Origin of the sequence: Achromobacter sp. SLBN-14 (genome assembly GCF_006715415.1) — a bacterium.
Classification (GTDB): domain Bacteria; phylum Pseudomonadota; class Gammaproteobacteria; order Burkholderiales; family Burkholderiaceae_B; genus Achromobacter; species Achromobacter mucicolens.
In genome coordinates, this window is record NZ_VFNE01000001.1 from 2364262 (window position 1) to 2387853 (window position 23592).

The window sequence follows — 23592 nt, forward strand, 5'->3', positions numbered from 1 at the left end:
GATGCGCGCATTATGCGCCCGGGTCTGGCGCGCCGCCCAGCGCCCGCCCCCCGAGGGGCCATGCGCCGGACGCTTCAGGCCTGCTGTTCGCGTTCGGCCCAGGCGTCGTAGCCGCCGCGCAGCGCCCAGATCTTGCGGTAGCCGGCCGCACGCAGCCGCGAGGCCAGCAGGGCGGCCGACACCTCATTCGGGCATGCGCAATAGACCACGATGTCGGAATCGATCGCGCCGGGATCGAGCGCGGGCAGCGGCTGCTTCAGGTCCACGGCCACGGCGCCCGGAATGCGTGCGGCATCGCGCTGGGCCTCTGGCCGCACGTCGAAGACCAGCGCATCGCGTCCGCTCTGGCGCCACTGCATCAGTTCGTCCACCGACAGCCGCGGAATGACGCGCAGGCTGCGCAGCAGGATCTTGCGCCGCAGAAAGCGCGCCACGATGTACAGCGCCAGCACGCCCGCCAGCACGGCCAGTCCCATCGGGCCGTAGGTGCCCAGGATGTCGAGCACGTCGTTGACCACGCTGTGAAAAAGGCCGCCCAGCAGCAGGGCAGAGCCCACCCAGATCAGCGCGCCGGCCAGGTCGTAGAGAAAGAAGCGCCGGTACGGCGTGTTGGTCAGCCCCGCCATGACGGTGGACAGCGCGCCCGCGCCCGGCAGGAACTTGCACACCAAGAGCGCGCGCACGCCGATGCGCAGGTACAGGCGCTGCGTCTGGCGGATGCACGAATCCTGCGACAGCGACACCTTGCAGACCACGCCCAAGAGGCGCGACCCGTAGCGCCGCCCGGCCCAGTACCACAGGCTGTCGGCGATGAGGCAGGCGGCCGTCGCGGCCAGGAGCGGCACAAGCCAGCCGGCGGCGCCGGCCAGCGCGCCGGCCGCGATGATCATGGGATAGGCGGGCACCGGCAGCCCGGCCTGCTCGATGAGGACGTTGCCGAACACCAGCCACCCGCCGTACTGCTCGAGCAGCAATTGAATATCTTGCATGGGATTTCCAGCTTGCCGCGCGCGGCGCGGCTCATCCGCGGATTTTAGGCGCGCGGCTGCGCGCCGGGGCCATAGACCCTGCCAGCCGCGCGGCAACGGTCTGTTCCGTTTGCGCGCCGCCTGTTGCCGTCTTGCCCGAAAGCGGCGCACCAATGTGGTGCCACGCTTCCCCGCGAGGGTGCCTATAATTCTGCCCGGCCATCAGGTTTGCCCGCCTTGTCGCGGGACTGCCCCGTGGCATACAAATTGCTTCGCCAGGACAGGCTGAGAACTCGACCATTCGGGCGGGTGCGCCGCCTGGCGCTCCCATCCGATGACCGAGCCCACGCCCCCGTTCACGCACGATCTGCCCGGCATGCCTGCCGGCCGCAGCGGCCTCCGTGCTGCGGGCGTCATCCCCCCTCATCTCCATTCCCTGTCCTTCCCCGCGTAGGAGTCACCTGCATGAAATCCCTTTCCCTTTCGACCGCCAGCGGCATCGCCCGCCGCGGCCTGCTCAAGCTGGCCTTGGCTGCAGCCGGCGCAATGCTGTTCTCGGGCGCGGCCCTGGCCCAGGCGCCCGCCAAGACCAAGGTCGCCGCCGTGTACACGGTGCCGGTCGAACAACAATGGGTATCGCGCATCCACAAGGCGCTGTCGGCCGCGCGCGACCGTGGCGACATCGAGTACACGTTCTCGGAAAACGTCACCAACGCCGACTACGAGCGCGTGCTGCGCCAGTACGCGGAACAAGGCAACAAGCTGATCGTGGGCGAGGCCTTCGCCGTGGAAGCCGCCGCCCGCAAGGTCGCCAAGGACTATCCGCAGACCGCCTTCCTGATGGGTTCGTCGGGCAAGCCCCAGCAGCCCAACTTCTCGGTGTTCGACAACTACATCCAGGAACCGGCCTACCTGACCGGCATGATCGCGGGCGGCATGAGCAAGACCGGCAAGATCGGCCTGGTCGGCGGCTATCCCATCCCCGAAGTGAACCGCCTGATGCAGGCCTTCATCGAGGGCGCCAAGGAAATCAATCCGAAGGCTGAATTCACCGTGACCTTCATCGGCTCGTGGTTCGATCCCCCGAAGGCCAAGGAAGCCGCCTTCGCGATGATCGACAAGGGCGCGGACGTGCTGTACGCCGAACGCTTCGGCGTGTCGGACGCCGCCAAGGAACGCGGCAAGCTGGCCATCGGCAACGTGATCGACACCCAGCCGCAGTACCCCGAGACGGTCGTCGCCTCGGCGCTGTGGAGCATGGAGCCGACCATCGACGAAGCGCTCAAGCAGGTCAAGGCCGGCTCGTTCAAGGCCGAAGACTTCGGCCAGTATTCGCTGATGAAGCACAAGGGCTCGTCGCTCGCGCCGCTGGGCACCTTCGAACAGAAGATCCCGGCTGACCTGATCGCCAAGGTCCAGGCCAAGGAAAAGGCGATCCTGGACGGCAGCTTCACCGTCAAGGTCAACGACAAAGAACCCAAGTCCTCGGCACGATGAATCAAGCGCCTCTCGCCCTGCAACTGACGGGGATCACCAAACGCTTCGGCAGCCTGACGGCCAACGACGATGTTTCGCTCACGCTGCGCCAGGGCGAAGTGTTGGCCTTGCTGGGCGAGAACGGCGCCGGCAAATCGACCCTGGTGTCGATCCTGTTCGGCCACTACGTGGCCGACGCCGGCAGTATCGAAGTCTTCGGCAAGCCCCTGCCCGCCGGCCGGCCCGACGCCGCGCTGGCGGCGGGCGTCGGCATGGTGCACCAGCATTTCACGCTGGCCGACAACCTCACCGTGCTGGACAACATCATGGTGGGCACCGAATCGCTCTGGAAGCTGGCCTCGGGCCGCGGCCAGGCCCGCAAGCGCCTGGTGGAACTGGGCCAGCGCTTCGGCCTGGGCGTGGACCCGGACGCGCGCGTGGGCACGCTGTCGGTCGGTGAAAAACAGCGCGTCGAAATCCTGAAGGCGCTGTACCGCGGCGCCCGCGTGCTCATCCTGGACGAGCCCACCGCCGTGCTCACGCCGCAGGAAGTGCAGGATCTGTTCGCCACGTTGCGCGGCTTCGTCGACGAAGGACTGGCGGTCATCTTCATTTCGCACAAGCTGGACGAAGTGATGGCCGTATCGCGCCGCGTGGCCGTGCTGCGGCAAGGCAAGCTGGTCGCCGAGCGCGACACCGCGGGCACCAATCCGGCGGAACTGGCCGAACTGATGGTGGGCCGCAAGGTGGTCATGCCGCGCTCCGAGGCCGCTTCGGCCGCCGAGCAGGCCGCGCCCGTGGTGACGCTGTCCCAGGTCACCGTGCGCGACAGCCGCGATGGCGCGCCGCGCCTGGACAGCCTGGACCTCGTGGTCCACACGCATGAAATCGTGGCCATCGCCGGCGTGGCCGGCAACGGCCAGCAGGCGCTGGTGTCGGTGCTGACCGGCCTGCGCCAGCCCTCGGACGGCACGATCCGGCTGGGTCCGGAACACGCTGCGGCGCCGACGACGCCCGCCGGCTGGACCGCCGCGCGCGTGGGCCGCATCCCGGAAGACCGCCACGGCGAAGGCATGATTGGCGACAGCCCCTTGTGGGAAAACGCCATCGTCGAAGACCTGAAGGACAAGCGCTTCGCGCGTCATGGCCTGATCCGCGCCCGCGCGGGCAAGGCCTACGCGGCGTCGCTGGCCAAGCAGTTCGACGTGCGCGCCGCTTCGCTGGACGTGCGCACGCGCAGCCTGTCGGGCGGCAACATGCAAAAGCTGATCCTGGGCCGCACGCTGGCGCGTGAGCCGCGCTTCATCGTGGCCGATCAGCCCACCTGGGGTCTGGACATCGGCGCGGTCGCCTACGTGCGCGAGCAGCTTCTGGCCGCCCGCGCCCGCGGCGCCGGCGTGCTGCTGGTGTCCGAGGACCTGGAAGAGATCTTTGCGCTGGCCGACCGCATCGCCGTGCTGTGCGGCGGCAAGCTGGTCGCGGTCAAGCCGGTGGCCGAATGGACGCCGGCCACCGTCGGCCTGGCCATGACGGGAACCCGGGCGTGACGGTGCAAACCGTGCCGCCTGGCTTTCTTCACTTTTGAGCATCCCATGAAACTGATCCTGGAACGCCGCCCCGAGCCCAGCCGCCTTGCGCTGGCATTGGCGCCCATCGCGGCCATCCTCTTCACGCTGACGGTCTGCACGCTGCTGGTGGCCTGGGCCGGCGCCCCCGTCGGCCGCACCTATGCGCTGCTGTTCGAAGGCGCGTTCGGCACGCGCTTCGCGCTGTCCGAAACCCTGACGCGCGCCACGCCGCTGATGCTGACGGGCCTTGCCTGTGCCGTGGCCTTTCGCGCGCGCTTCTACAACATCGGCGCGGAAGGGCAGCTCTATCTGGGCGCGCTGGCGGCGGTGGCCGTGGGCGGCCTGCACGACGGCACGGGCTTTGACCTGCCGGTGCCGGTGCTGTTTGGCGGCATGATGCTGGCCGCGGCGCTGGCCGGCGCGTTGCTGCTGCTGATTCCGGCCCTTCTGAAAACCCGCCTGGGCGTCGACGAGGTGGTGACCACGCTGCTGGGCAACTTCATCGTGCTGCTGTTCGTGTCGATGATGCTGGACGGCCCGATGAAGGATCCGATGGCGATGGGCTGGCCGCAATCGGTGGCGCTGAACGGCGACCTGGAACTGGGCAAGCTCATCGAACGCACGCGCGCCCACACAGGCCTGTTGTGGGCCGCCGGCCTGGCGCTGGGCCTGTGGCTCTTGAACCGCTACACCGTCTTCGGTTTTCAGATGCGCGCGGTGGGCGCCAACGCCCATGCGTCACGCTTTCTGGGCCTGCCGGTGAACCGCGTGATGCTGGGCACCGCCATGCTGTCCGGCGCGCTGGCCGGCTTGGCCGGCGCCATCGAGGTCGCGGGGCGCACCAGCTACGTCACGCTGGATATGTCGCCGGGGTACGGCTACACGGGCGTGGTCGTCGCCATGCTGGCCGGCCTGCATCCGCTGGGCGTGATCCTGGCCAGCATCTTCGTGGCCGGCATGCTGGTCGGCGCCGACAGCATGAGCCGCGCCATCGCCGTGCCCAACTACATCGCCGACGTCATCGTCGCCACTTCGCTGCTCGCCATGCTGGTCGCGACGCTATTCGCGCAGTACCGCCTGCGCCGCAACAAGGCTTGAGGAGCACGCCATGGAATGGATGGATCTGATGAGTTCCTCGGCGTTCTGGGTGGCCGTGCTGCGCCTGGCCACGCCGCTGATTCTGGGCACGCTGGGCGTGCTGCTGTGCGAGCGCGCCGGCGTCTTGAACCTGGGCATCGAGGGCATCATGGTGGCCGGCGCCTTCACCGGCTGGCTGGTCGTCTACCTGGGCGCGCCGCTGTACGTGGGCGTGCTGGCCGCCGCGCTGGCCGGCGCCGTGTTCGGCCTGCTGCACGCCGTGCTGACGGTGCCGCTGGGCCTGTCGCAGCACGTCTCGGGATTGGGCGTGACCCTGCTGGCCACCAGCCTCAGTTACTTTGCCTACCGCGTCACGTTCCCCAGCGTGTCCGCGCCGCCGACGATCACCCCCTTTGCCGAGATGAAGTTTCTGGCGGAAATTCCGCTGATCGGCCCCGTCCTGGCCGGACAGACGCCCATGACGCTGATCGCGCTGGCCGCCGTGCCGATCCTGGCCTGGGTGCTGAACCGCACGCCGGTGGGGCTGGCCGTGCGCATGGTGGGCGAGAACCCCGCCGCCGCCGAAGGCCAGGGCCTGTCCGTGACGCGCCTGCGCATCGGCGCTATCGTGGCGGGATCGGCGCTGATGGGCGTGGCGGGCAGTTTCCTGACGCTGGCGGCGTTCAACGCGTTCTTCTTCAACATGGTCAACGGCCGCGGCTGGGTCTGCGTGGCGCTCGTGGTGTTTGCGTCGTGGCGGCCCGGCAAGGCGCTGCTGGGCGCGCTGATCTTCGCGTTCTTCGACGCGCTGCAACTGCGCCTGCAACAAGGCGGCGCGGCGCTGCCGGGCATGCCCGAACTGCCGTATCAGGTGTATCTGATGCTGCCCTACATCCTGTCCATCCTGGCCCTGGTATTCATGGCGCGCCGCGCCGCCTACCCGCAGGCCTTGATGAAGCCTTACCGCAAAGGCGAACGGTGACGGGACGACATGACGCCACTGACATTCTTCGCAAGGAACACGCATGCTTGACCTGATTCTTAAGCACTGCACGCTGCCCGACGGCCGCACCAACATCGACATCGGCGTGGCCGATGGCCGCATCGCCGCGCTGGAACCGGCCCTGAAGGCCGAGGCCGCGCAGACGGTGGACGCCGCCGGTCAACTGGTCACCTCGCCCTTCGTCGACGCGCATTTCCACATGGACTCGACGCTGTCCTTTGGCCTGCCGCGCGTGAACCAGTCGGGCACGCTGCTCGAAGGCATTGCGCTGTGGGGCGAGCTCAAGCCGCTGCTCACGCAGGAAGCGCTGGTCGAACGCGCGCTGGCCTATTGCGACTGGGCCGTGGCGCGCGGGCTGCTGGCCATCCGCTCGCACGTGGATGTCTGCGACCCGCGCCTCTTGGCAACGGAAGCGCTGCTGCACGTGCGCGAGAAGGTCAGGCCCTACCTGGACCTGCAACTGGTCGCCTTCCCGCAGGACGGCGTGCTGCGCGCGCCCGGGGCGCTGGACAACCTGAAGCGCGCGCTGGACATGGGCGTGGACGTGGTGGGCGGCATTCCGCACTTTGAACGCACCATGCAGGACGGCGCCGAATCCGTGCGCATCCTGTGCGAACTGGCCGCCGAACGCGGCCTGCGCGTGGACATGCACTGCGACGAAAGCGACGATCCGCTGTCACGCCACATTGAAACGTTGGCGTATCACACGCAGCGGCTCGGCCTCTCCGGCCGGGTGACGGGCTCGCACCTGACGTCCATGCATTCCATGGACAACTACTACGTGTCCAAGCTGATCCCGTTGATCCGCGAAGCGGGCGTGTCCGCGATTGCCAATCCGCTCATCAACATCACGCTGCAGGGCCGCCACGACACGTATCCGAAGCGCCGCGGCATGACGCGCGTGCCCGAGCTGATGGCGGCCGGCGTGCCGGTCGCCTTCGGCCATGACTGCGTGATGGACCCGTGGTACAGCCTGGGTTCAGGCGACATGCTGGAAGTCGCGCACATGGGCCTGCACGTGGGCCAGATGACGGGACAGGACGCGATGCGCGCCTGTTTTGAAGCGGTGACGACCACGCCCGCCAAGATCCTAGGCCTGGACGAGACGGGCTTGGCGATCGGCAAGCGCGCCGATCTGGTGCTGCTGCAGGCGCGCGACGCGGTGGAGGCATTGCGCCTGCGCGCCACGCGCCTGATGGTGCTGCGCGCGGGCAAGGTGGTGGCGACCACGCCGCCGGCCACCGCCACGCTGCATCTGCCGGGCCGCCCCGGCGAAGTCAGCTTTCAGACGTCGGCCCGCTGACGTAAGCCGGCTGCGCCGCGGCCGTCACGATGATCTCCACCAGCATGTCGGGCGAGGCCAGCTTGGCCTCGCAGGTGGCGCGGGTGGGCATCGCGCGCGGCAGCGCCCACTCGGCCCACACGGCGTTCATGCCGGCAAAGTCACGCGCGATGTCCTTGAGCCAGATCTGCACGGACAGCAGCCGCGACTTGTCGGTGTTCGCCTGCTTCAGATAGCCGTCGATCTTGGCCAGCACGTCGCGCGTCTGGGCCTCGATGCCGCCCTCCGCGGTCGACGTCACCCCCGCGATATAGACGGTGTCGCCGTGAATCACGATGCGGGACAGGCGCTCGTTGGTTTCCCTGCGCACGATATCGTTCATTCGTCTTGCTCCTTGGTCGATGGGGCGGATGCCATGCCGGCATCCGAAAAACGTTCAATCCGGAATGGCGCGATCGGCAGGTCCGTCGCGCCGGTCGTGATCAGGTCGGCCATGATGCGGCCCACGATGGGCCCGAGCTCAAAGCCGTGCGCCGAAAACCCGAAGGCGTGAAAGGCGGTCTCATGCCGGCTGCTGCGCCCGATCACCGGGATCTCATCGGGCATGGCCGCCTCGATGCCCGCCCAGCCGCGGTTCACGATGGCGTCGCGCATGTGCGGGAAAAGGTCCACCACCGTGCGTGCGCCCTCGGCCAGCGAGCGGAAATCCAGTTCGGTCCATTCGGCATCCCGGTCCACCCAGGCACGCCGGCCCCCGCCGATCAGCACGGTGCCATTGGTGCGCTGCTTGAACGACAGCGCACGGCCCGTTCCCAGCACCACGGGATCCAGAAAGTGATCCATGCGCAGCGTGACGAGCATCATCGGACTGATGGGTAGCAGCGGCACCGGCTCGCCCCATTGCGCGGCGATGCGATCCGCCCACGCGCCCGCGCAGTTCAGCACCTGCGGCGCGGTGTACACGCCGTCATCCGTCTCCACGCGCCATTGCCCGTCCTGCCGCGTCACGCTTTGCACGCGCACGCCTTCCAGAAAGCGCGCGCCCAGGCTGGCGGCCTTCATGCGAAAGGCGAGGGTGGTGCGGTAGGGATCGGCCGCCGCGTCTTCGCGCGCGATCAGGCCGCCCTGCACCGTAGGCGCGATCGCGGGAATCAGATCCAGCAGGTCTTCACGCGTTATCCACTGCTCGTGGGTGTAGCCGTGGTCCGTCATGGTCTTGAGCCGCGCGCGCAGCGTTTCGGCATCCGCCGCGTTCTCGGCGACGCGCACCTGCCCATGCTGCTCAAAGCCGCAATCGTCATCCACCAGCTCGCCGATGCGATACCAGATCTCGCGCGAGGCCAGCGCCAGCGGCACTTCGGCCAGATGGCGCGACAGCGTGCGCACGCCGCCCGCATTGACGCCGGAGGCGTGACGCCCCACGTAGTTCTTTTCGATGACCAGCGCGCGCACGCCGGCGCGCGCCAGATGCAACGCGGCAGAGCTGCCATGCAGCCCGCCGCCGATGATGATGACTTCAGCCGCCCGCGGGTGAACGGTCATGGTGTCCGCCCGTCATTTCTTCAGGCGGACGACGGCCTGGCGCGAATCGTCGGTCTGCGGCAGCGAGGCCAGTTCGCCCAGCGTGAGCGGCTTGGTCGGAAAGCGCAGCCGGTAATAGCCCACTTCCTCGGTCGGCACGCCGCGTTCCTCGGCAATGATTTCCGACACGGTCAGGCCGCAGAAGCGGCCCTGGCACGGACCCATGCCGCAGCGCAGGAAAGCCTTCATCTGGTTCGGCCCGCTGCAGCCCAGCTTGACGGTCTCGCGCACCTGCGCGGCGGTCACTTCCTCGCAGCGGCACACGATGGTGTCGCCCGTGGGCCGCCGGAACGCCTCCGGCGCCTTGTAGAGCGTGTCGAAGAATTCGCGGCCGCGCACGGCCTGCGCCAGCGCCGCGCGCGGCGCAGCGGCTTCGCTGTCGCGCTTGTCCGCATCGATGCGGCCCAGCAGATGCGCGGCCTGCAGAGCGGCCAGCCGGCCGCGATGCTCGGCCGCCAGCGCCCCGGCGATGCCCGCGCCGTCACCGGCCATGCCGACGCCGTCCACCCCTGTCGTGCCCCATTCGTCGACGTCGGGCTCCCAACAGTCCAGTGCGTCGTTCCAGCGGTGCGCCACGCCCACCGCGCGCGACAGGTTCACGTTGGGCACCACGCCCTGGTGCAACATCAGCTGATCGGCGGGCAACGTCTTGGTGACGCCGCCCGCCGTGTAGCGCACGCTTTGCAGCTTGCCGTCGCCCAGCGCTTCCAGCGCCGTCACGCCCTTGACGATGGGCACGGCTGCCTTGACCGCGCGCAGCAGTTTCAGTCCCTTGCCCAGATACGGCGAGCGCAGAAAGCCCCAGACCTTGGGCAGCGCCTGCCCCATGCGTCCCGGCGGCGTGGTTTCCAGCAGCGCGTCGACCTTCACGCCCGCATTCAGGTACTGCCAGGCCACCAGGTACAGCAGCGGCCCGCAACCGGCCAGCACGGTGCGGTCGGACGGCACGACGCCGGATGATTTCAAGAGGATCTGCGCCGCGCCCGCAGTGATGACGCCCGGCAGCGTCCAGCCCGGAATCGGGAAGGGCCGCTCCTGTGCGCCGGTGGCCAGCAGCAGGCGGCGCGCGTGCACGATGCGGGCCTCGCCCGCCACCGAGTACGCCACCTCGAAACCGTCGGCCGGCTCGGGCGCGGTGCGCTGCGCCACGGCCCAGACGGTCGCCCCCGGCACGTAGCGCGCACCGGACTGCTGGAACGGCGGCACCAGCGTCGCGCCGTGCCAGTAGTCTTCACCCAGGATGCCGCGGTTGGTGACCGGGGTGGTGGTGATGGCGCGGTAGATCTGGCCGCCGGGCGCGGGCTGCTCATCGAGCAGCATGGTATCCACGCCCAGGTTCGCGGCCAGCGTCGCGGCCGCCAGGCCGGCCGGGCCGGCGCCCACCACCAGCAAATCGCATTGCATCGTGTCGATCATGCCTGCACCTTGCGCGCGCCCAACTGGCGCTCGATCTTCATTCCTTCCCGCACGGGCGTCATGCAGCCCTGCTGGTTCGCTTGTCCGTCGATGGTGACCAGGCAGTCGTAGCAGACGCCCATCATGCAGTAGGGGCCGCGCGGGACCTCGTTGACGGCCGTGTCGCGGCAGGCCTGCACGCCGCCCGCAAAGAGCGCCGCCGCCACGCTGTCGCCCTGGCGGCACAGCATTTCGGCGCCATTGACCGTTACCCGCACCGGCGCGCCCTGCGCCTGCCGCTGCGCCTCGTCAAGCCGCTTGAACATGAAACCTCCGGGTCGAGAAAGGCGCCATGTCGTCGGCCAGCTTGCCGGCGGCGATCATGGGCGCCAAGTTGAGCGCGTGCGCGGCGGCGAGCGTCACGCCGCTGTGACAGGTGGCGACGAACGCCCCCGGGCACGTTTCGGATTGCTGATAGATCGGAAAGCCGTCCTTGGACATGACGCGCAGCGCCGCCCAGCTGCGGACCACGCGCACGTCCCGCAACGCGGGCAGGGTGCGCACGGCGCGGTCGGCAAGCGTGCCCAGGATCGGCAGGCCAACCAGGTTGTCCACATAGCCGGCCTCTTCCTGCGAGTCGCCGATGAGCCACGTGCCTTCGTCGGTCTGGCGCAGCGTGGACAACGGCGTCTCCAGCATGCGGCGCGTGCGCTCCAGCACGACGATCTGGCCGCGCTGCGGCCGCACCGGCACGTCAAGACCGACTTGCTCGCCAAGCTGCTTGTTGGACAGCCCCGAGGCCAGCACCACCTTGTGTGCGCGCACCGTGCCGCCGGGCGTGGCGATTTCAAACACGCCGTCACGCAGGCGGATGCTCTGCGCCGGCCGCTGCGGCAGGTAATCCACAACCCGCTGTGCAAAACTCATGTGCAGCGCGCGCAGCAGCTTGAGCGGGTTGGCAATGCCGTCCACCGGCGTCCACGTCGCGCCGCGCACCTCGGGTCCGATGCCCGGCACCAGGTCCGCGACCTCGGCGCGATCCAGCATCTTCCACTCGTACTGCGCCATGCCCGGCTGCGCGAGCAGCGTGTTCATGAAGCGCGTGCGCGCCTCGACCTCTTCGTCGCTCAGGAGCGCGTGCAGGCCGCCGCGCTGCTCCAGGTGCACGTCGACCCCGGTCTCTTCCTGCAGCAGGGCGGCAAGCCGGGGCCAGCCGGTGGCCGACGTCATGGTCCACACGCCGTAGCGCGGCAGGCCCATGCCCTTGCTCTGCACCCACACCAGGCCGAAGTTTCCGCGCGAAGCCCGATAGGCCACGTCGCCTTCGTCCAGCACGGCCACGTGGTCCAGTTCGCGGCGCAGCCCGTAGGCCACGGCCGATCCGACCAGACCGCCCCCGATCACCGCCGCATCGTAGATGCCGCGGTGCACGGGCGCGCGCGGCGCCAGTTCTTTCTCTTCCGTCATCAGCGTCCCTTTCCTACAAACAGCTTCTCCAGGCCGACCGCGCGGTCCAGGATGAATATGGCAATGATCGTCACGTAGATCAGCACCGCCGACACCGCCGTCACCAGCGGATCGATGGTGTCTTCGATATGCAGGAAGATGCGCACCGGCAGCGTCGTGGTGGACGGCGAGGCGATGAAGATCGACATCGTCAGTTCGTCAAAGCTGGTGATGAACGCGATCACCCAGCCGCTGACCACGCCTGGCAGCAAGAGCGGCAGCACCACGCGCCGGAATGCCGTCCAGTTGGACGCGCCCAGCGACTGCGCCGCCCGCTCCAGCGCCGGATCGATGCCCGTTGCCGAGGCCAGCACCAGCCGCAGCGCATACGGCATGACCAGAATCACGTGCGCCACGACCAGGCCGAAGTACGTGCCCGCCAGGTCCACGGTCGTGAAGAACTTCAGGAACGCCAGGCCCAGCACCACGTGCGGAATCATCAGCGGCGACAGAAAGAACGCCACCAGCGCTTCCCGCCCCCTGAAGCGGTTGCGCGCGATCGCCAATGCGCTGGGCACGGCCAGTCCGATGGCCAGCGTGGCCGACAGCGTGCCCAGGCCCAAACTGAACCAGAACGCATCGACAAAGCGCGGGTTGTCCAGGATGGCGCGGAACCAGCGAAGCGACAGCCCGCCCGAGGGCAGCGAAATGAAGCCTTCGGACGTGAACGCCACCGCGCACACCATGACGATGGGCGCCAGGATGAACAGGATGAACAGCGTGTGAAAGACGAGGCCGATGGGGCCGTTGCGAAATTGCATGTCAGCCTCCGGCCTGGTTGAACACGGCCCCGTAGCGGCGCTCGATGATGCGGTTGGCCGACAGCAGCACCACCACGGTCGCCACCAGCAGCACCACGGCCAGCGCCGCGCCCAGCGGCCAGATCAGGGTGTTCAGGAACTCGTCGTAGGCGGCGGTGGCCACGTTCTTCAAGCGCCGCCCGCCGATGATGGCCGGCGTGGCGAACGAGCTGGCCGCCATCGCAAACACCATGATTGCGCCCGAGAGGATGCCGGGCATCACCTGCGGCACGATCACGCGCCGGATGACGGTGAACTGGCTGGCGCCCAGCGACAGCGCGGCCGCCTCGGTAGCGGGATTGATCCGCTGCAACGAGGCCCACACCGAGATCACCATGAAGGGCACCAGCACGTGCGTCAGCGCAATGCCCACGCCCAGGTTACTGTACATGAGGTCGATGGGCGTGGAGATCAGGCCGATGCCCATCAGCGCCTTGTTGATGAGGCCGGTGGACGCGAACAGCAGCGCCCAGCCCAGCGTGCGCACCACCACCGAAATCAGCAGCGGGCCCAGCACCACCATCAGAAAAAGACCCTTCCACGGGTTGGCCATGCGCGACAGCACGTAGGCTTCGGCCGTGCCCAGCACCAGGCACGCCACGGTCACGGCCGCGGCCACGCCAAACGTGCGCGCGTAGATCTCGTAGTAGTAGCCGTCCGAGAAGATCTCGATGTAGTTCTTCCAGGTAAAGGTGGCCTCGATGCCGCCGTAGAACTGGAAGTCGAAGAAGCTGATCAGAAACACCAGCGCCATCGGCACCACGAGGAACGTGGCATACACCACCAGCGCCGGGGCGCTCAGCACCCACGGATTGGTGCGCGCGCTCATGACGCGTTGCCTTGCGGCGCGGCCGCCGGATCGACGGCGCACATGTCCTGCGCGCGCCAGCGCAGATGCACGGTTTCGCCTTCGGCGGGCACCGGCACGCCGTCGTTCTGCCGGATCACCATCACTTCACCGACCGACGTTTCCACCTGGCACAACCAATGGTTGCCCTGGAAGACACGCGTCTTCATGCGGCCGGGCAACGCACAGGCCGCGGGCTCGGAAAACAGGATCTTTTCCGGCCGCACGATCACCGCGCCCTGCGGCACCGGTGCTCCGTTCAATGAGACATGGGCTTCGCCGATGCGCGCGCGCGTTTCGCCCTCGTACTGCTCGGCTTGCGGCGTGAAAACGTTGGCCTTGCCCAGAAACCCGCCCACGAAATGGCTGGCGGGCCCTTCGTACGCGGCAAAGGGTTCGGCCACCTGTTCGACTCGGCCCTGGTTCATCACCACGATGCGGTCCGACAGCGCCAGCGCCTCGGACTGATCGTGCGTAACGAGAATGGTGGTGGTGCCGACCGTGCGCTGGATGCTGCGCAATTCCAGCTGCATCTCTTCGCGCAGTTTGGCGTCCAGGTTGGAGAGCGGTTCGTCCAGCAGCAGCACGCTGGGCCGGATGACCAGCGCACGCGCCAGCGCCACGCGCTGCTGCTGGCCGCCGGACATGCGCGCCGGGTGCCGGTCGGCCAGATGCGACAGGCCCACGAGCTTGAGCGCGTCGGCCACGCGGGCCAGGCGCTCGTCCTTTTTCACGCGCTGCATCTCCAGGCCGAACGACACATTCTCGGCCGCGGTCATGTGCGGAAAGAGCGCATAGTTCTGGAACACCATGCCCAGCCCGCGCTTGTTGGCGGGAACCTTGCTGACGTCCTTGCCGTTCAGCACGATGCTGCCGCCGGACGGTTCGACGAAGCCGGCGATCATCTGCAGCGTGGTGGTCTTGCCGCAGCCGGACGGTCCCAGCAGCGAGATGAATTCGCCTTTGTTTACCGACAGGCTCAGGTTTTCGACGGCCATGGTGTCGCCGTAGCGCTTGCTCAGGCGGTCAAGCACAAGATAGGTCATGAATGCTCCCGGTGGGCGGCAGTGGCGCCGCCCGTATGCACACGCGTCAGCGCTCGATTTCCCGCGTCCAGCGCTTGTTCCAGTCGTCCCGGTTCTGGTTGACCGTGTCCCAGTCGATCACGATGAGATCGGCGGCGCGCTTGCCGATGGGCAGCGGCACACGGGGATCGTCCGTGACCTTGGCCTTCTTGTTCACCGGACCATAGCCGTACGCGGAAGCGAGCTTTTCCTGGACCTCGGGCGACACCAGGTATTCGACGAAGGCCTGCGCCTTCGGATTGGCGTTGGGCTTGGCCACCGGACACACGGAAGACAGCAGCGCGTACGCGCCTTCCTGCGGATAGACGAATCCGACGGGAAAGCCCGTGTCGGCAAACGCCTTGACGCGGCCGCTGCCCCAGACCGCGATGGTGGCCTGCCCGCTGGAGAAGAGCTCGGTCATCTTGCCGGGCGACGGCTCATAGACCAGCACGTTGGGACCGACCTCGTTCTTGAACGTGGTGAAGCCCGGATCGATCTTCTTTTCGCCGCCGCCGCCTTCGCGGGCGTATTCCACCAGCGTGTGCAGGCCATAGGTGTTGTTCAGCGGCGGAATGACCAGTTGCTTCTTGTACTTGGGATCCTTCAGGTCCTTCCAGGACGTGGGCGGCGCCCACTTCTTCTCGTCGAAGACCTTCTTGTTGTACATGATGCCCGTGGCCACGATGCCGATGGCGACCGCCTTGTCGTCCTTGTAGCGCGCGGTGGTGTAGATGTCGTCGGCGGGCAGGTTCTTGATGGGTTCGCAAAACCCCAGCGCAATGGCCTGGTACATGGGGCCGTCATCGATGATGGCGACGTCGATCTGCTGGTTGCTCTTTTGCGCCTGCAGGCGCGCCACGGTGTTGGTGGAATTGCCGGCCACGTAATCCAGCTCGACGCCATGCTGCTTGGCGAAGGGAGGGAAGATGTCCTTGCGCATGATGTCTTCGAACGAGCCGCCGTAGCCGGCCACCACCAGTTTCTGCTGCGCCTGTGCGTTTGCGCCCAGCCCGGCCGCTACCGCCGCCGCCGCGAGCACTGCAAGTACCTTGCTCATGAGAACCCCCGAATTTTGGAAGAGAACTGCAAGAACCGACTGATTTGTTGCCCGGCGACCTCATGTCCGCCGTACAATTTGTCCGTACATGAATGTCCGGACAAATAATGAATCCCGCATGACTGCCTTGTCAATCGGTTATTGTCCGGACAAACCCTATAAAACCAATCAAGGAGCCAACCTCATGACCCGATCCTCCGAGCGCGCTGCCAGCCCCGGCGGGGAGCGGCAAGCCCGCGGCCGGCCCGGCGCGGCGCTCCCGGCAGACATGTCGGGTGGCCCCCGCTACAAGAGCATCTATCAGTCGCTCTCGCAGGACATCAGCTCCGGGCGCTACCCCGTCATGACGCTGCTTCCCACCGAGCACGAACTGTGCGAACAATTCGGCGCCAGCCGCCACACCATTCGCGAAGCGATCCGCATGCTGACGGTGGCGGGCGTGGTGTCGCGCCGGCCGGGCGTGGGCACGCGTGTCGAAACCGCCCGCGCGACGACCCGCTTCACGCAGCGCATTTCGCAGTTTCCCGATCTGCTGCAGTACGCACGCAACGCGGCGCTGCTGGTGCAGGACGTTCGCACCGTCAAGCTGACCAAGCGCCTTGCCGAAACGCTGGGCTGCGAAGCCGGGCAAGAATGGCTGCACATCAACTCGATCAAGACGCTGGACGATCCCGACGTGCCGGCCGCCAGCACGCTCATCTACACGAACCCGGCGCATTCGAACGTGCAGGTGGATGTGAAGTCGCGGATCTCGCTGCTGCGGCTGATCGAGGACCATTTCGGCGACCGCATCACCGAGGTCAACCAGGAGTTCTCCGCCACGCCCATCGGCGCGGCGATCGCCAGGCAACTTCAAGTCGATACCGGCACGCCGGGCTTTGTCATCACCCGCCGTTACTACGGCGACGGCGGCGTGCTGCTGCTTGCCACCATCACCACGTTTCCGCACGACAAGATGAAGTACTCGATGACCCTGAACGTCAGTTGACGCGCGGCGCGGCCTACACGGACAGCCCATAGTCCGTACGCGCCGCGTGAGGGCTGATCTTGCCGTCAGCCAGGTCCTGTTTCACGCGCGCCCGCGGCCGCTCCGACGGCGCGCCATAACCGCCGGCCCCCGGCGTTTCGATGCGCACGCTTTCGCCGGCCGCAAGCGCGATGTTGGCGGTCTTGGAGAAAAGCTCCGCGGCCTGCGGCGTCCCGAAATTGCGGATCAGGCGCGCGCGGCGGCCATCTCCACCGCCGTCAACGCCCGCGGCCACGCCGACGGTGTGGCTGTCCGAGCGCGCCGAGAACACGATGCCTGGTCCCACCGCGCGTATCTGCTTGGCGATGCCCATGCCGCCGCGCGTGCGGCCCGCGCCGCCCGAGTCCTGAATCATCGCGTACTCGTCCATCAGCAGGGGATACTCGTTCTCCAGCGCTTCGACCGGCAGGTTAGAAGTGTTGGTCATGTGCACATGCACCGCATCCATGCCGTCCGCATCGAAGCGCGCCCCCGCGCCGCCGCCCAAGGTTTCCAGGTACACGAAGTGTCCCGCGCGCTCGCGCCACCGGCCCGAGAACACGATGGCGGGGCAGCAGTCGTTGCTGGAAGCCATGGTCTTTTCCGGGGGCAGCAGGCCCCGGAATGCACCGAAAATTGCGCCAGCCACCTTCTGCGCGGTGATGGACCGCGCGCCCACCGCGGCCGGATGCTCGGGATTGGTGATGGTGCCCACGGGCGCGGACAGCGTGATGGGATCGAACAGCCCGGCATTGGGCGCCAGGTCCGGATCCAGCAGCGCCTTCACCGCGTAGTACACGCAGGCGCGCAGGGCATTGAACGGCAGGTTCATGGCGCCGCGCGCCTGCTTGCCCGACCCGTCGAAGTCGAAATGCAGATTGTCCGGGCCGACGGTCAGCGTCACCTGGATGGGCACCGGATCGCCGCCCATGCCGTCGTCGTCAAGATCGCTGCGGAAGGTGTAGCTGCCGGGGCGCAGCTCGGCGATGCGGTTCAAGAGGCGTTTGCGCGTGTAGGCGATCACGTCGTCCACCGAGCGCAGCACAGCCTGCAGCCCCATCTGGCGGATCAATCCCTGCACCGCGGCCGCGCCGCGGCGGTTGGTCGCCATCTGCACGCGCAGGTCGAGCACGCGCTCTTCCGGATCGCGGGTGTTCGCGCAGATGAGACGCAGCAGGTCCTCGTCGGTCTCGCCCGCGCGGGCCAGCCGGCAGGCGGGGATGCGGATGCCTTCCTCGAAGATCGACTTCAGCCCTCCGGCGATAGAGCCAGGCACGGCGCCGCCCACGTCGGAGTGGTGCGCGATGTTGGCGGCAAAGAAACGCAGCGTGCCTTCCCAGAACACCGGCGTGATGATGTTGATGTCGGGCAGGTGGCTGCCGTCGGCCAGGTACGGATCGTTGCAGATGAACACGTCGCCGTCGCGGATCTGGTCTTCGGCAAACGTGCGCAGGATGGCGCGCATGGCGCCGTCCAGCGATCCGAGGTGCAGCGGAATCTGCGTGCCCTGCGCGACCAGCCGCCCCGCCGCGTCAAAGAGCGCCACCGAGCAATCCTTGCGCTCCTTGATGTTGGTCGAGAACGAGGCGCGCACCAGCGTGTTGTTCATGTCTTCGGTGATCGACAGCAGGCGGTTGCAGAACACCTCCATGCCGATCGGATCCGCCAGGACCGAGGCGCTGTCCGCCTCGCGCGGTTCAATGGAATCAGGCTTGTTCATGCGAGCCTCCTTGCAAACGGATGATCAGGTTGCCGAATTCGTCGACGCTGGCCTCGTGGCCCACGCCGACCACCGTGGTCGAGCTCATTTCCTCGAGCAGCGCCGGGCCCTGAAAGCGCGCGCCGGTCGGCACGCGGTCGCGGTCGTACACGGGCGTTTGCAGCCAGCCATGCGCCGGCCCGAAGTACGCCTTGCGCTCGCCCAGCCGCGCGTCCTGCAGCGTGCCGCCCACATGGCGTGGCGCGAGCGGCGCCTTCACCACCTGTCCGACCGCCTGCATGCGGCAATTGATGATCTGCACCTTGCGATCGTCCACCGTGTAGCCGTATTCGCGCTCATGGGCCTCTTCAAAGCGCCGCGCGAATTGCGCGTAGCCGCCCGGGCCCGTGTCGTCCAGGCTGACCTGCACCTCGAAGTTCTGCCCCTCGTAGCGCGCGTCGATCGCGCTGTGGCACACGCGCAGCGCGGGATCGACGCGTTCGGACGCGAGCCAGTCGCGCGCCTGCGCGGCAAGTCCTTCAAAGATGGCGGTGATGGCGGGCCACGTGTCCTCGCTGGCGAGCGATATCTCGCTTTGCACGAAGTCGAACGAGATGTCGCTGAGCAAAATGCCGCGCGCGCACATCGTGCCAGGTTCCTGCGGCACGATGACGATGGGGATGCCGCACTCCTCGGCCACTTCCACGGCGTGCAGCGGGCCCGCGCCGCCGTAGGCATACAGCGCGAAGCGCGACAGGTCGTAGCCCCGCTCGGTGGACACCGCCCGGATCGCGCGGCTCATGTTGGCGGCGGCGATGCGCAGGATGCCCTCGGCAGCCGCCTCCATGGTCAGGCCCAGCGGTTCGGCGACGCGGCCGCGGATGACCTCGCGCGCCGCATCGGCATACACCGGCATGCGGCCGTTCAAGAGCGCCACGGGGTTGAGCCGCTGCAACGCGATTTCGGCGTCGGTGATGGTGGGCTCCTGGCCGCCACGGCCGTAGCCCACCGGGCCCGGCACCGCGCCAGCGCTGTGCGGCCCCACCTTCAGCGCGCCGGCATCGTCCAACCACGCAATGCTGCCGCCGCCCGCGCCGATGACATGGATGTCGACCATCGGCGTCTTGACCGGATAGCCGGCGACATGGCGGTGCGAGGTGAAGAGCGGCCTGCCTTCGCACACCAGCGACACGTCCGTGCTGGTGCCGCCCACGTCGAACGTCACGAGGTTCAGGCTGCCGATGGCGCGTCCCACGGCCGCGGCGCCGACCACGCCGGCGGCGGGGCCGGACAGGCAGGTGCGCACCGGATACTGGCGCACCGTGGCGATCGACATCAGGCCGCCGTTGGAGTGAATGGTGTGCGGCTCATGCCCGATGTCCAGTTCCCGCACCCGCTTCAGGAAACGCTCCAGGTAGCGCGCCATCTTCGGCCCGACCGCCGCATTGAGCACGGTGGTGGACAGGCGCTCGTATTCGCGGAATTCGGGCAACACCTCGGAGGACTGGCTGATGTACGCATCCGGCATTTCTTCCTGGACGATGCTGGCCGCGCGCCGCTCGTGCGCCGGGTTGCGGTAAGCATGCAGAAAGCAGATCGTCACGGCCTCGATGCCGGCCTTGGCGAAGCGCCGCGCCGCATCGCGCACCTGCGCTTCGTCCAGCGCCGTCAGGACCTCGCCCGCCGCGTTGACGCGCTCGTCGACTTCGGCGCGAAATTCGCGCGGCACCGCGACGGGCGGCTTGCCCACGCTGTAGTCGTACAGGTGCGGGCGCGTCTGGCGGCCAATCTCCAGCACGTCGCGAAAGCCCCGTGTGGTGATCAGGCCGACGCGCGCGCCTTTGCGTTCGATGATGAGGTTGGTGGCCACCGTGGTGCCATGGCCCACGTGCGACACCTGCGACGGCGCGACGCCATGATCCGCAAGCATCTGACCGATGCCCGTGGCGATGGCCTCGGAGGGATCGTGCGGCGTGGAGGGCACCTTGTGAAAGTGCACCACGCCGGCGTCCTCGTCGATCATCGTGAAATCGGTAAACGTGCCTCCGACGTCTATCCCTATGCGATACATATCGTTCTTTCCAAAAAATGAGGGTCAGTCCAGACGAATGCCGGCTTTCTTCACCACCTGGCACCACTTGCTGATTTCGTCCTTGATCATCGAGCCGAACGCCGGGCCCGCAACGTCCGACACCTGAGCGCCCTGCTGCTCGAGATAGGTCTTCATGGCAGGCGCGTGCAGGGTCTGCACCAGGCCGTCGGTCAGCTTGGTGCGCAAGGGTTCGGGCATGTTGGCGGGCGCCAGCATGCCGAACCACACCATGGCCTCGTAGCCGGGGTAGCCGGACTCGGCGACAGTGGGCACGTCGGGCAACATGGCCGAGCGCTGCGGCGAGGTCACTGCCAGCGCCTTGATCTTGCCGTCCTTGATGTAGGGGTACGACGTCATCACGACGTCCATCATCATGTTGATCTGTCCGCCCACCAGGTCGATGAGCGCGGGGCCGGAGCCGCGGTAAGGCACATGCACCATCGACACCCCGGCGGTGGACTTGAAGAGTTCGGCGGCCAGGTGGTTGGACGTGCCCTGGCCGTTGGAGGCGAAGGAATACTTCTCGGGCTCTTTCTTCAGCAGGGCCACAAACTCCTGCAGGTTGTTGGCGGGGACGGACTGGTTCACCGACATGACGTTGGGGATCGTGGCCACGACCGTCAGCGGCGTGAAGTCCTTGACCGCGTCGTACGGCAACTTGGAATAGACGCAGGGCGCGCTGCCGTGCGTGCTGACCGATCCCATGAGGATGGTGTAGCCGTCGGCGGGTTGGCGCGCGACGTACTCGGTGCCGACGGTGCCGCCCGCGCCGGGCCGGTTTTCGACGATGACGTTGGCGCCCAGGCGCTGGCTCAGTCCTTCGGCGATCTTGCGCGCTACCAGGTCGGTGGAGCCGCCGGCCGCGAACGGCACGACGATGCGGATGACCTTGTCAGGCCAGGCGGCGGTGGCGGTTCCGGCGGCGGCAAAGAGCGCGACGCCGGCGGCAATGCGACAGCAACTGCGAAGTAGCCCTGTTTTCATGGCTTGGTTTCCCCTTGTTGATAGAACTTCCTTATGGCCGGATCATGCGTGTCCGACCTTGGTTCGCTGCAACAACGAAGTCATGCTAGGCCTGGCGCCGCGATGACAGCAGTCCTACAGGTTTATATTTGTATAGATGCCATTTATGGACGCGCTGCGATGAAGAATCCGGACCTGAATCTGCTTCTGCACTTCGATGCGCTGATGGCATGCCGCAATGTGTCGCGCGCGGCCGAGGCGATGAACATCAGCCAGCCGGCCATGAGCGCGGCGATGAACCGGCTGCGCCAGTTGTTCGGCGATCCGCTGCTGGTGCGCGAGGGCGGCACGTGGCAGCCGACGCTGCGGGCGCTGGAACTACACCAGCATTTCAAGCCGCTATTGGAGGGCTGGCACCGCGCGACGCGCACCCGCGAGGCGTTCGACCCGGCGCATTCGTCGCGCACGCTGTCGCTGTATGCGACCGATTATGTGCAGTACACGCTGCTGCCCAAGCTGATTCCGCGGCTTGCGGTGGACGCGCCGCACTTCCAGTTGCAGATCGTGCCGGCGCGGCCGCAGCACGGGCTGAGCATGCTGGACACCAATCATGTGGAGTTGATCGCGGGCTATTTTCCGGACCCGGCGCCGGATCTGCGCACGCGCTTTCTGTACCAGGAGCCGGCGGTGTGCATCGTGCGCGAAGGACATCCGTGTTTGCGCAAGCGCTGGAACCTGGACGCCTACCTGAGCTACGGACATCTGGATCTGGCCGCGCACACGCGCTACTTCAGCACGGCGATCGATCGCATCCTGATGGGCCAGAACCGCAGCCGCAAGATCGTGGCGACGCTGTCCAGCTATCTGGTGTGTCCGTTCATCGTGGAGGGATCTGACCTGATCGCGACGATGCCGGTGAGCATTGCAAAGGCGATGTCGGGCAGCGCGCGCATCGTGACGCAGAAGGTGCCGCTGACGTTGCCGCCCATTGCGGTGTCGTTGTACTGGCACGAGCGCTATCAGGACGATCCGGCGCACGCCTGGCTGCGGCAATATCTGGCCGGCGTGCTCGGGTAGCGGGAGGCGCTGTCTGCTATTGAAGCGGCAGGCAGATGCGGGTCTGCAATTGCGCGGGCGGGGTGGTGCGCGGGTCGTTCAGGTATTGCTCGAACATGGGGAAATCCGCGGGGGCCATGCCGCTGGACGGGAGCCATTCGGCAAAGAGCCAGTCGTAGGGCTTGCGCATTTCGTTGTAGGGGCCGGTGTACGTGAGGATGGCGCAGCGGCCGGCGGGGATTTCGAAGCGTTCGAGTTCCTGGCCGATGTCGGCATCGGGCGCGACGGGCATGCCGGCAAGCGATCGCAACTGGCTTTCGGGGACCTGCTCGGGGTCATCGAAATAGATGCCGTAGCCGATGGTGTCGGGGGTGGCGATGCCGCGGCCGATGGCGAGCATGAAGGCCCTTGAGAAGACGGGGCCGATGTCCTGGTAGCTGCCGCGGTGGGGCAGGACGGCCAGGGTGGTTCCAGGGAAGTTCTCGATGACGACGGGGTACATGGTCAGCTCCTTGGGGGTGGAAGACTGGGAGCGGGCGGCGCGATACCGGCCCGGCGGGGTGCCGAAGAGGGCGCCGAAGGCGCGGTTGAAGGCGGCGTCGGATTCGTAGCCGGCGCGTTGGGCGATGTCTTTCAATGGGGTTTCGGAGCTGGCCAGGGCGGCGGCCGCGCGGTGCATGCGGATGCGCTGGACGGTGGCGTTGACCGTTTCTCCCATCATGGCGCGGTAGACGCGGTGGAAGTGATAGGGGGATAGGCAGGCCAGGTCGGCCAGGTGGTGCAGGTCTGGCGGGGCGTCTGGGTTGGCGGCTAGCCAGCGTAGGACGGGGTCCAGGCGTTGGGCGTGGAGGGATCGCGTTGCGGGTTTCAATGGGTTGCTCCTTGGTAGGGGCAATTTAGCTTTTGGGGGTTTGCAGATTTTGCGGTTTTTTCTCTGGGTTGCGCCGGTTCGGTTCTTTAGACGCACGGCGCGGCGGTGGCCTTGGGGCGCGGGGCTACGATTGCGGTCCGGAGCCTTCGCTCCGGACTGCCCCTTCGTCATCGTCGTTGTCGCCTCCGGCGACTGCCTTCCGATTCCCTCGGGCGCATCTACACGCCCCGCGCCCCAAGGCCACCGCCACGCCGTGCTCAGGTGATTCGGGTTCCGGC

General features: G+C 67.4%; 21 protein-coding genes. 7 read left to right on the forward strand and 14 right to left on the reverse strand.

All coding sequences use genetic code 11. The features are described from left to right. Positions 1–74: 74 nt before the first annotated feature. Positions 75–989, reverse strand: coding sequence for a DedA family protein/thiosulfate sulfurtransferase GlpE (locus FBY20_RS10770; protein ID WP_142052058.1), 915 nt, complete (start codon positions 987–989; stop codon positions 75–77). 444 nt (positions 990–1433) lie between these two features. Here FBY20_RS10770 and FBY20_RS10775 point away from each other — a divergent pair, with 444 nt between their 5' ends. Genes FBY20_RS10775 through FBY20_RS10795 form a run of 5 tightly spaced genes read left to right on the forward strand, consistent with a single transcriptional unit; the run spans position 1434 to position 7395 of the window. Next, on the forward strand, positions 1434–2465 hold the full coding sequence (locus FBY20_RS10775) for a BMP family protein (RefSeq protein WP_142052061.1): 1032 nt from the start codon (positions 1434–1436) through the stop codon (positions 2463–2465). Continuing rightward, positions 2462–3991, forward strand: coding sequence for an ABC transporter ATP-binding protein (locus FBY20_RS10780; RefSeq protein WP_056327681.1), 1530 nt, complete (start codon positions 2462–2464; stop codon positions 3989–3991). Before FBY20_RS10775 ends, FBY20_RS10780 begins: the two co-directional genes overlap by 4 nt. 45 nt (positions 3992–4036) lie before the next feature. Next, positions 4037–5110 carry an ABC transporter permease gene (locus FBY20_RS10785; protein WP_142052064.1) on the forward strand — a complete coding sequence of 358 codons (1074 nt, stop codon included), beginning with the start codon at positions 4037–4039 and terminating at the stop codon, positions 5108–5110. 10 nt (positions 5111–5120) lie between these two features. Further along, positions 5121–6071, forward strand: a complete 951-nt coding sequence (locus FBY20_RS10790; protein WP_056327679.1) for an ABC transporter permease — start codon at positions 5121–5123, stop codon at positions 6069–6071. 43 nt (positions 6072–6114) lie between these two features. Further along, a complete protein-coding gene (locus FBY20_RS10795) occupies positions 6115–7395 on the forward strand; it encodes an amidohydrolase family protein (RefSeq protein ID WP_142052068.1) in 1281 nt (426 codons plus the stop codon). Here the strand turns inward: FBY20_RS10795 and FBY20_RS10800 are convergent. Genes FBY20_RS10800 through FBY20_RS10840 form a run of 9 tightly spaced genes read right to left on the reverse strand, consistent with a single transcriptional unit; the run spans position 7370 to position 15627 of the window. Further along, on the reverse strand, positions 7370–7756 hold the full coding sequence (locus FBY20_RS10800; protein ID WP_056327677.1) for a RidA family protein: 387 nt from the start codon (positions 7754–7756) through the stop codon (positions 7370–7372). The two genes, FBY20_RS10795 and FBY20_RS10800, sit on opposite strands and share 26 nt — an antisense overlap. After that, on the reverse strand, positions 7753–8916 hold the full coding sequence (locus tag FBY20_RS10805) for an FAD-binding oxidoreductase (protein ID WP_142052071.1): 1164 nt from the start codon (positions 8914–8916) through the stop codon (positions 7753–7755). Before FBY20_RS10805 ends, FBY20_RS10800 begins: the two co-directional genes overlap by 4 nt. 12 nt (positions 8917–8928) lie before the next feature. After that, a complete protein-coding gene (locus tag FBY20_RS10810) occupies positions 8929–10371 on the reverse strand; it encodes an NAD(P)/FAD-dependent oxidoreductase (protein ID WP_056327676.1) in 1443 nt (480 codons plus the stop codon). Next, on the reverse strand, positions 10368–10676 hold the full coding sequence (locus tag FBY20_RS10815; RefSeq protein WP_056327675.1) for a (2Fe-2S)-binding protein: 309 nt from the start codon (positions 10674–10676) through the stop codon (positions 10368–10370). The genes FBY20_RS10810 and FBY20_RS10815 overlap by 4 nt, the downstream gene beginning before the upstream one ends. Continuing rightward, the gene (locus FBY20_RS10820; protein WP_056327674.1) at positions 10660–11817 is read right to left on the reverse strand and encodes an FAD-binding oxidoreductase; all 1158 of its coding nucleotides are present in this window, start codon (positions 11815–11817) and stop codon (positions 10660–10662) included. The genes FBY20_RS10815 and FBY20_RS10820 overlap by 17 nt, the downstream gene beginning before the upstream one ends. After that, a complete protein-coding gene (locus tag FBY20_RS10825; protein ID WP_062839327.1) occupies positions 11817–12617 on the reverse strand; it encodes an ABC transporter permease in 801 nt (266 codons plus the stop codon). Before FBY20_RS10825 ends, FBY20_RS10820 begins: the two co-directional genes overlap by 1 nt. A gap of 1 nt (position 12618) precedes the next feature. Continuing rightward, entirely contained in the window at positions 12619–13485 is an 867-nt protein-coding gene (locus FBY20_RS10830) for an ABC transporter permease (RefSeq protein ID WP_142052074.1), read from the reverse strand. Next, a complete protein-coding gene (locus tag FBY20_RS10835) occupies positions 13482–14549 on the reverse strand; it encodes an ABC transporter ATP-binding protein (RefSeq protein WP_142052077.1) in 1068 nt (355 codons plus the stop codon). The genes FBY20_RS10830 and FBY20_RS10835 overlap by 4 nt, the downstream gene beginning before the upstream one ends. A 46-nt stretch (positions 14550–14595) precedes the next feature. Then, on the reverse strand, positions 14596–15627 hold the full coding sequence (locus tag FBY20_RS10840; protein WP_142052080.1) for an ABC transporter substrate-binding protein: 1032 nt from the start codon (positions 15625–15627) through the stop codon (positions 14596–14598). Between the two features lie 184 nt (positions 15628–15811). Here FBY20_RS10840 and FBY20_RS10845 point away from each other — a divergent pair, with 184 nt between their 5' ends. Continuing rightward, complete coding sequence (locus tag FBY20_RS10845) at positions 15812–16615, forward strand: GntR family transcriptional regulator (protein ID WP_056327669.1); 804 nt, start codon at positions 15812–15814, stop codon at positions 16613–16615. A gap of 13 nt (positions 16616–16628) precedes the next feature. Here the strand turns inward: FBY20_RS10845 and FBY20_RS10850 are convergent, their stop codons facing one another. The 3 genes from FBY20_RS10850 to FBY20_RS10860 are packed head-to-tail and all read right to left on the reverse strand — an operon-like array spanning position 16629 to position 21408. Continuing rightward, entirely contained in the window at positions 16629–18353 is a 1725-nt protein-coding gene (locus FBY20_RS10850; protein ID WP_142052083.1) for a hydantoinase B/oxoprolinase family protein, read from the reverse strand. Then, a complete protein-coding gene (locus tag FBY20_RS10855) occupies positions 18340–20403 on the reverse strand; it encodes a hydantoinase/oxoprolinase family protein (RefSeq protein WP_142052087.1) in 2064 nt (687 codons plus the stop codon). The genes FBY20_RS10850 and FBY20_RS10855 overlap by 14 nt, the downstream gene beginning before the upstream one ends. Before the next feature lie 24 nt (positions 20404–20427). Beyond that, complete coding sequence (locus FBY20_RS10860; RefSeq protein WP_056327666.1) at positions 20428–21408, reverse strand: tripartite tricarboxylate transporter substrate binding protein; 981 nt, start codon at positions 21406–21408, stop codon at positions 20428–20430. Positions 21409–21567: 159 nt separating this feature from the next. Between FBY20_RS10860 and FBY20_RS10865 the strand changes: the two genes are divergently transcribed. Further along, complete coding sequence (locus tag FBY20_RS10865; protein ID WP_174245405.1) at positions 21568–22464, forward strand: LysR family transcriptional regulator; 897 nt, start codon at positions 21568–21570, stop codon at positions 22462–22464. Positions 22465–22480: 16 nt separating this feature from the next. Here the strand turns inward: FBY20_RS10865 and FBY20_RS10870 are convergent, their stop codons facing one another. After that, the gene (locus tag FBY20_RS10870) at positions 22481–23314 is read right to left on the reverse strand and encodes a GyrI-like domain-containing protein (RefSeq protein ID WP_142052090.1); all 834 of its coding nucleotides are present in this window, start codon (positions 23312–23314) and stop codon (positions 22481–22483) included. Between the last annotated feature and the right edge of the window lie 278 nt (positions 23315–23592).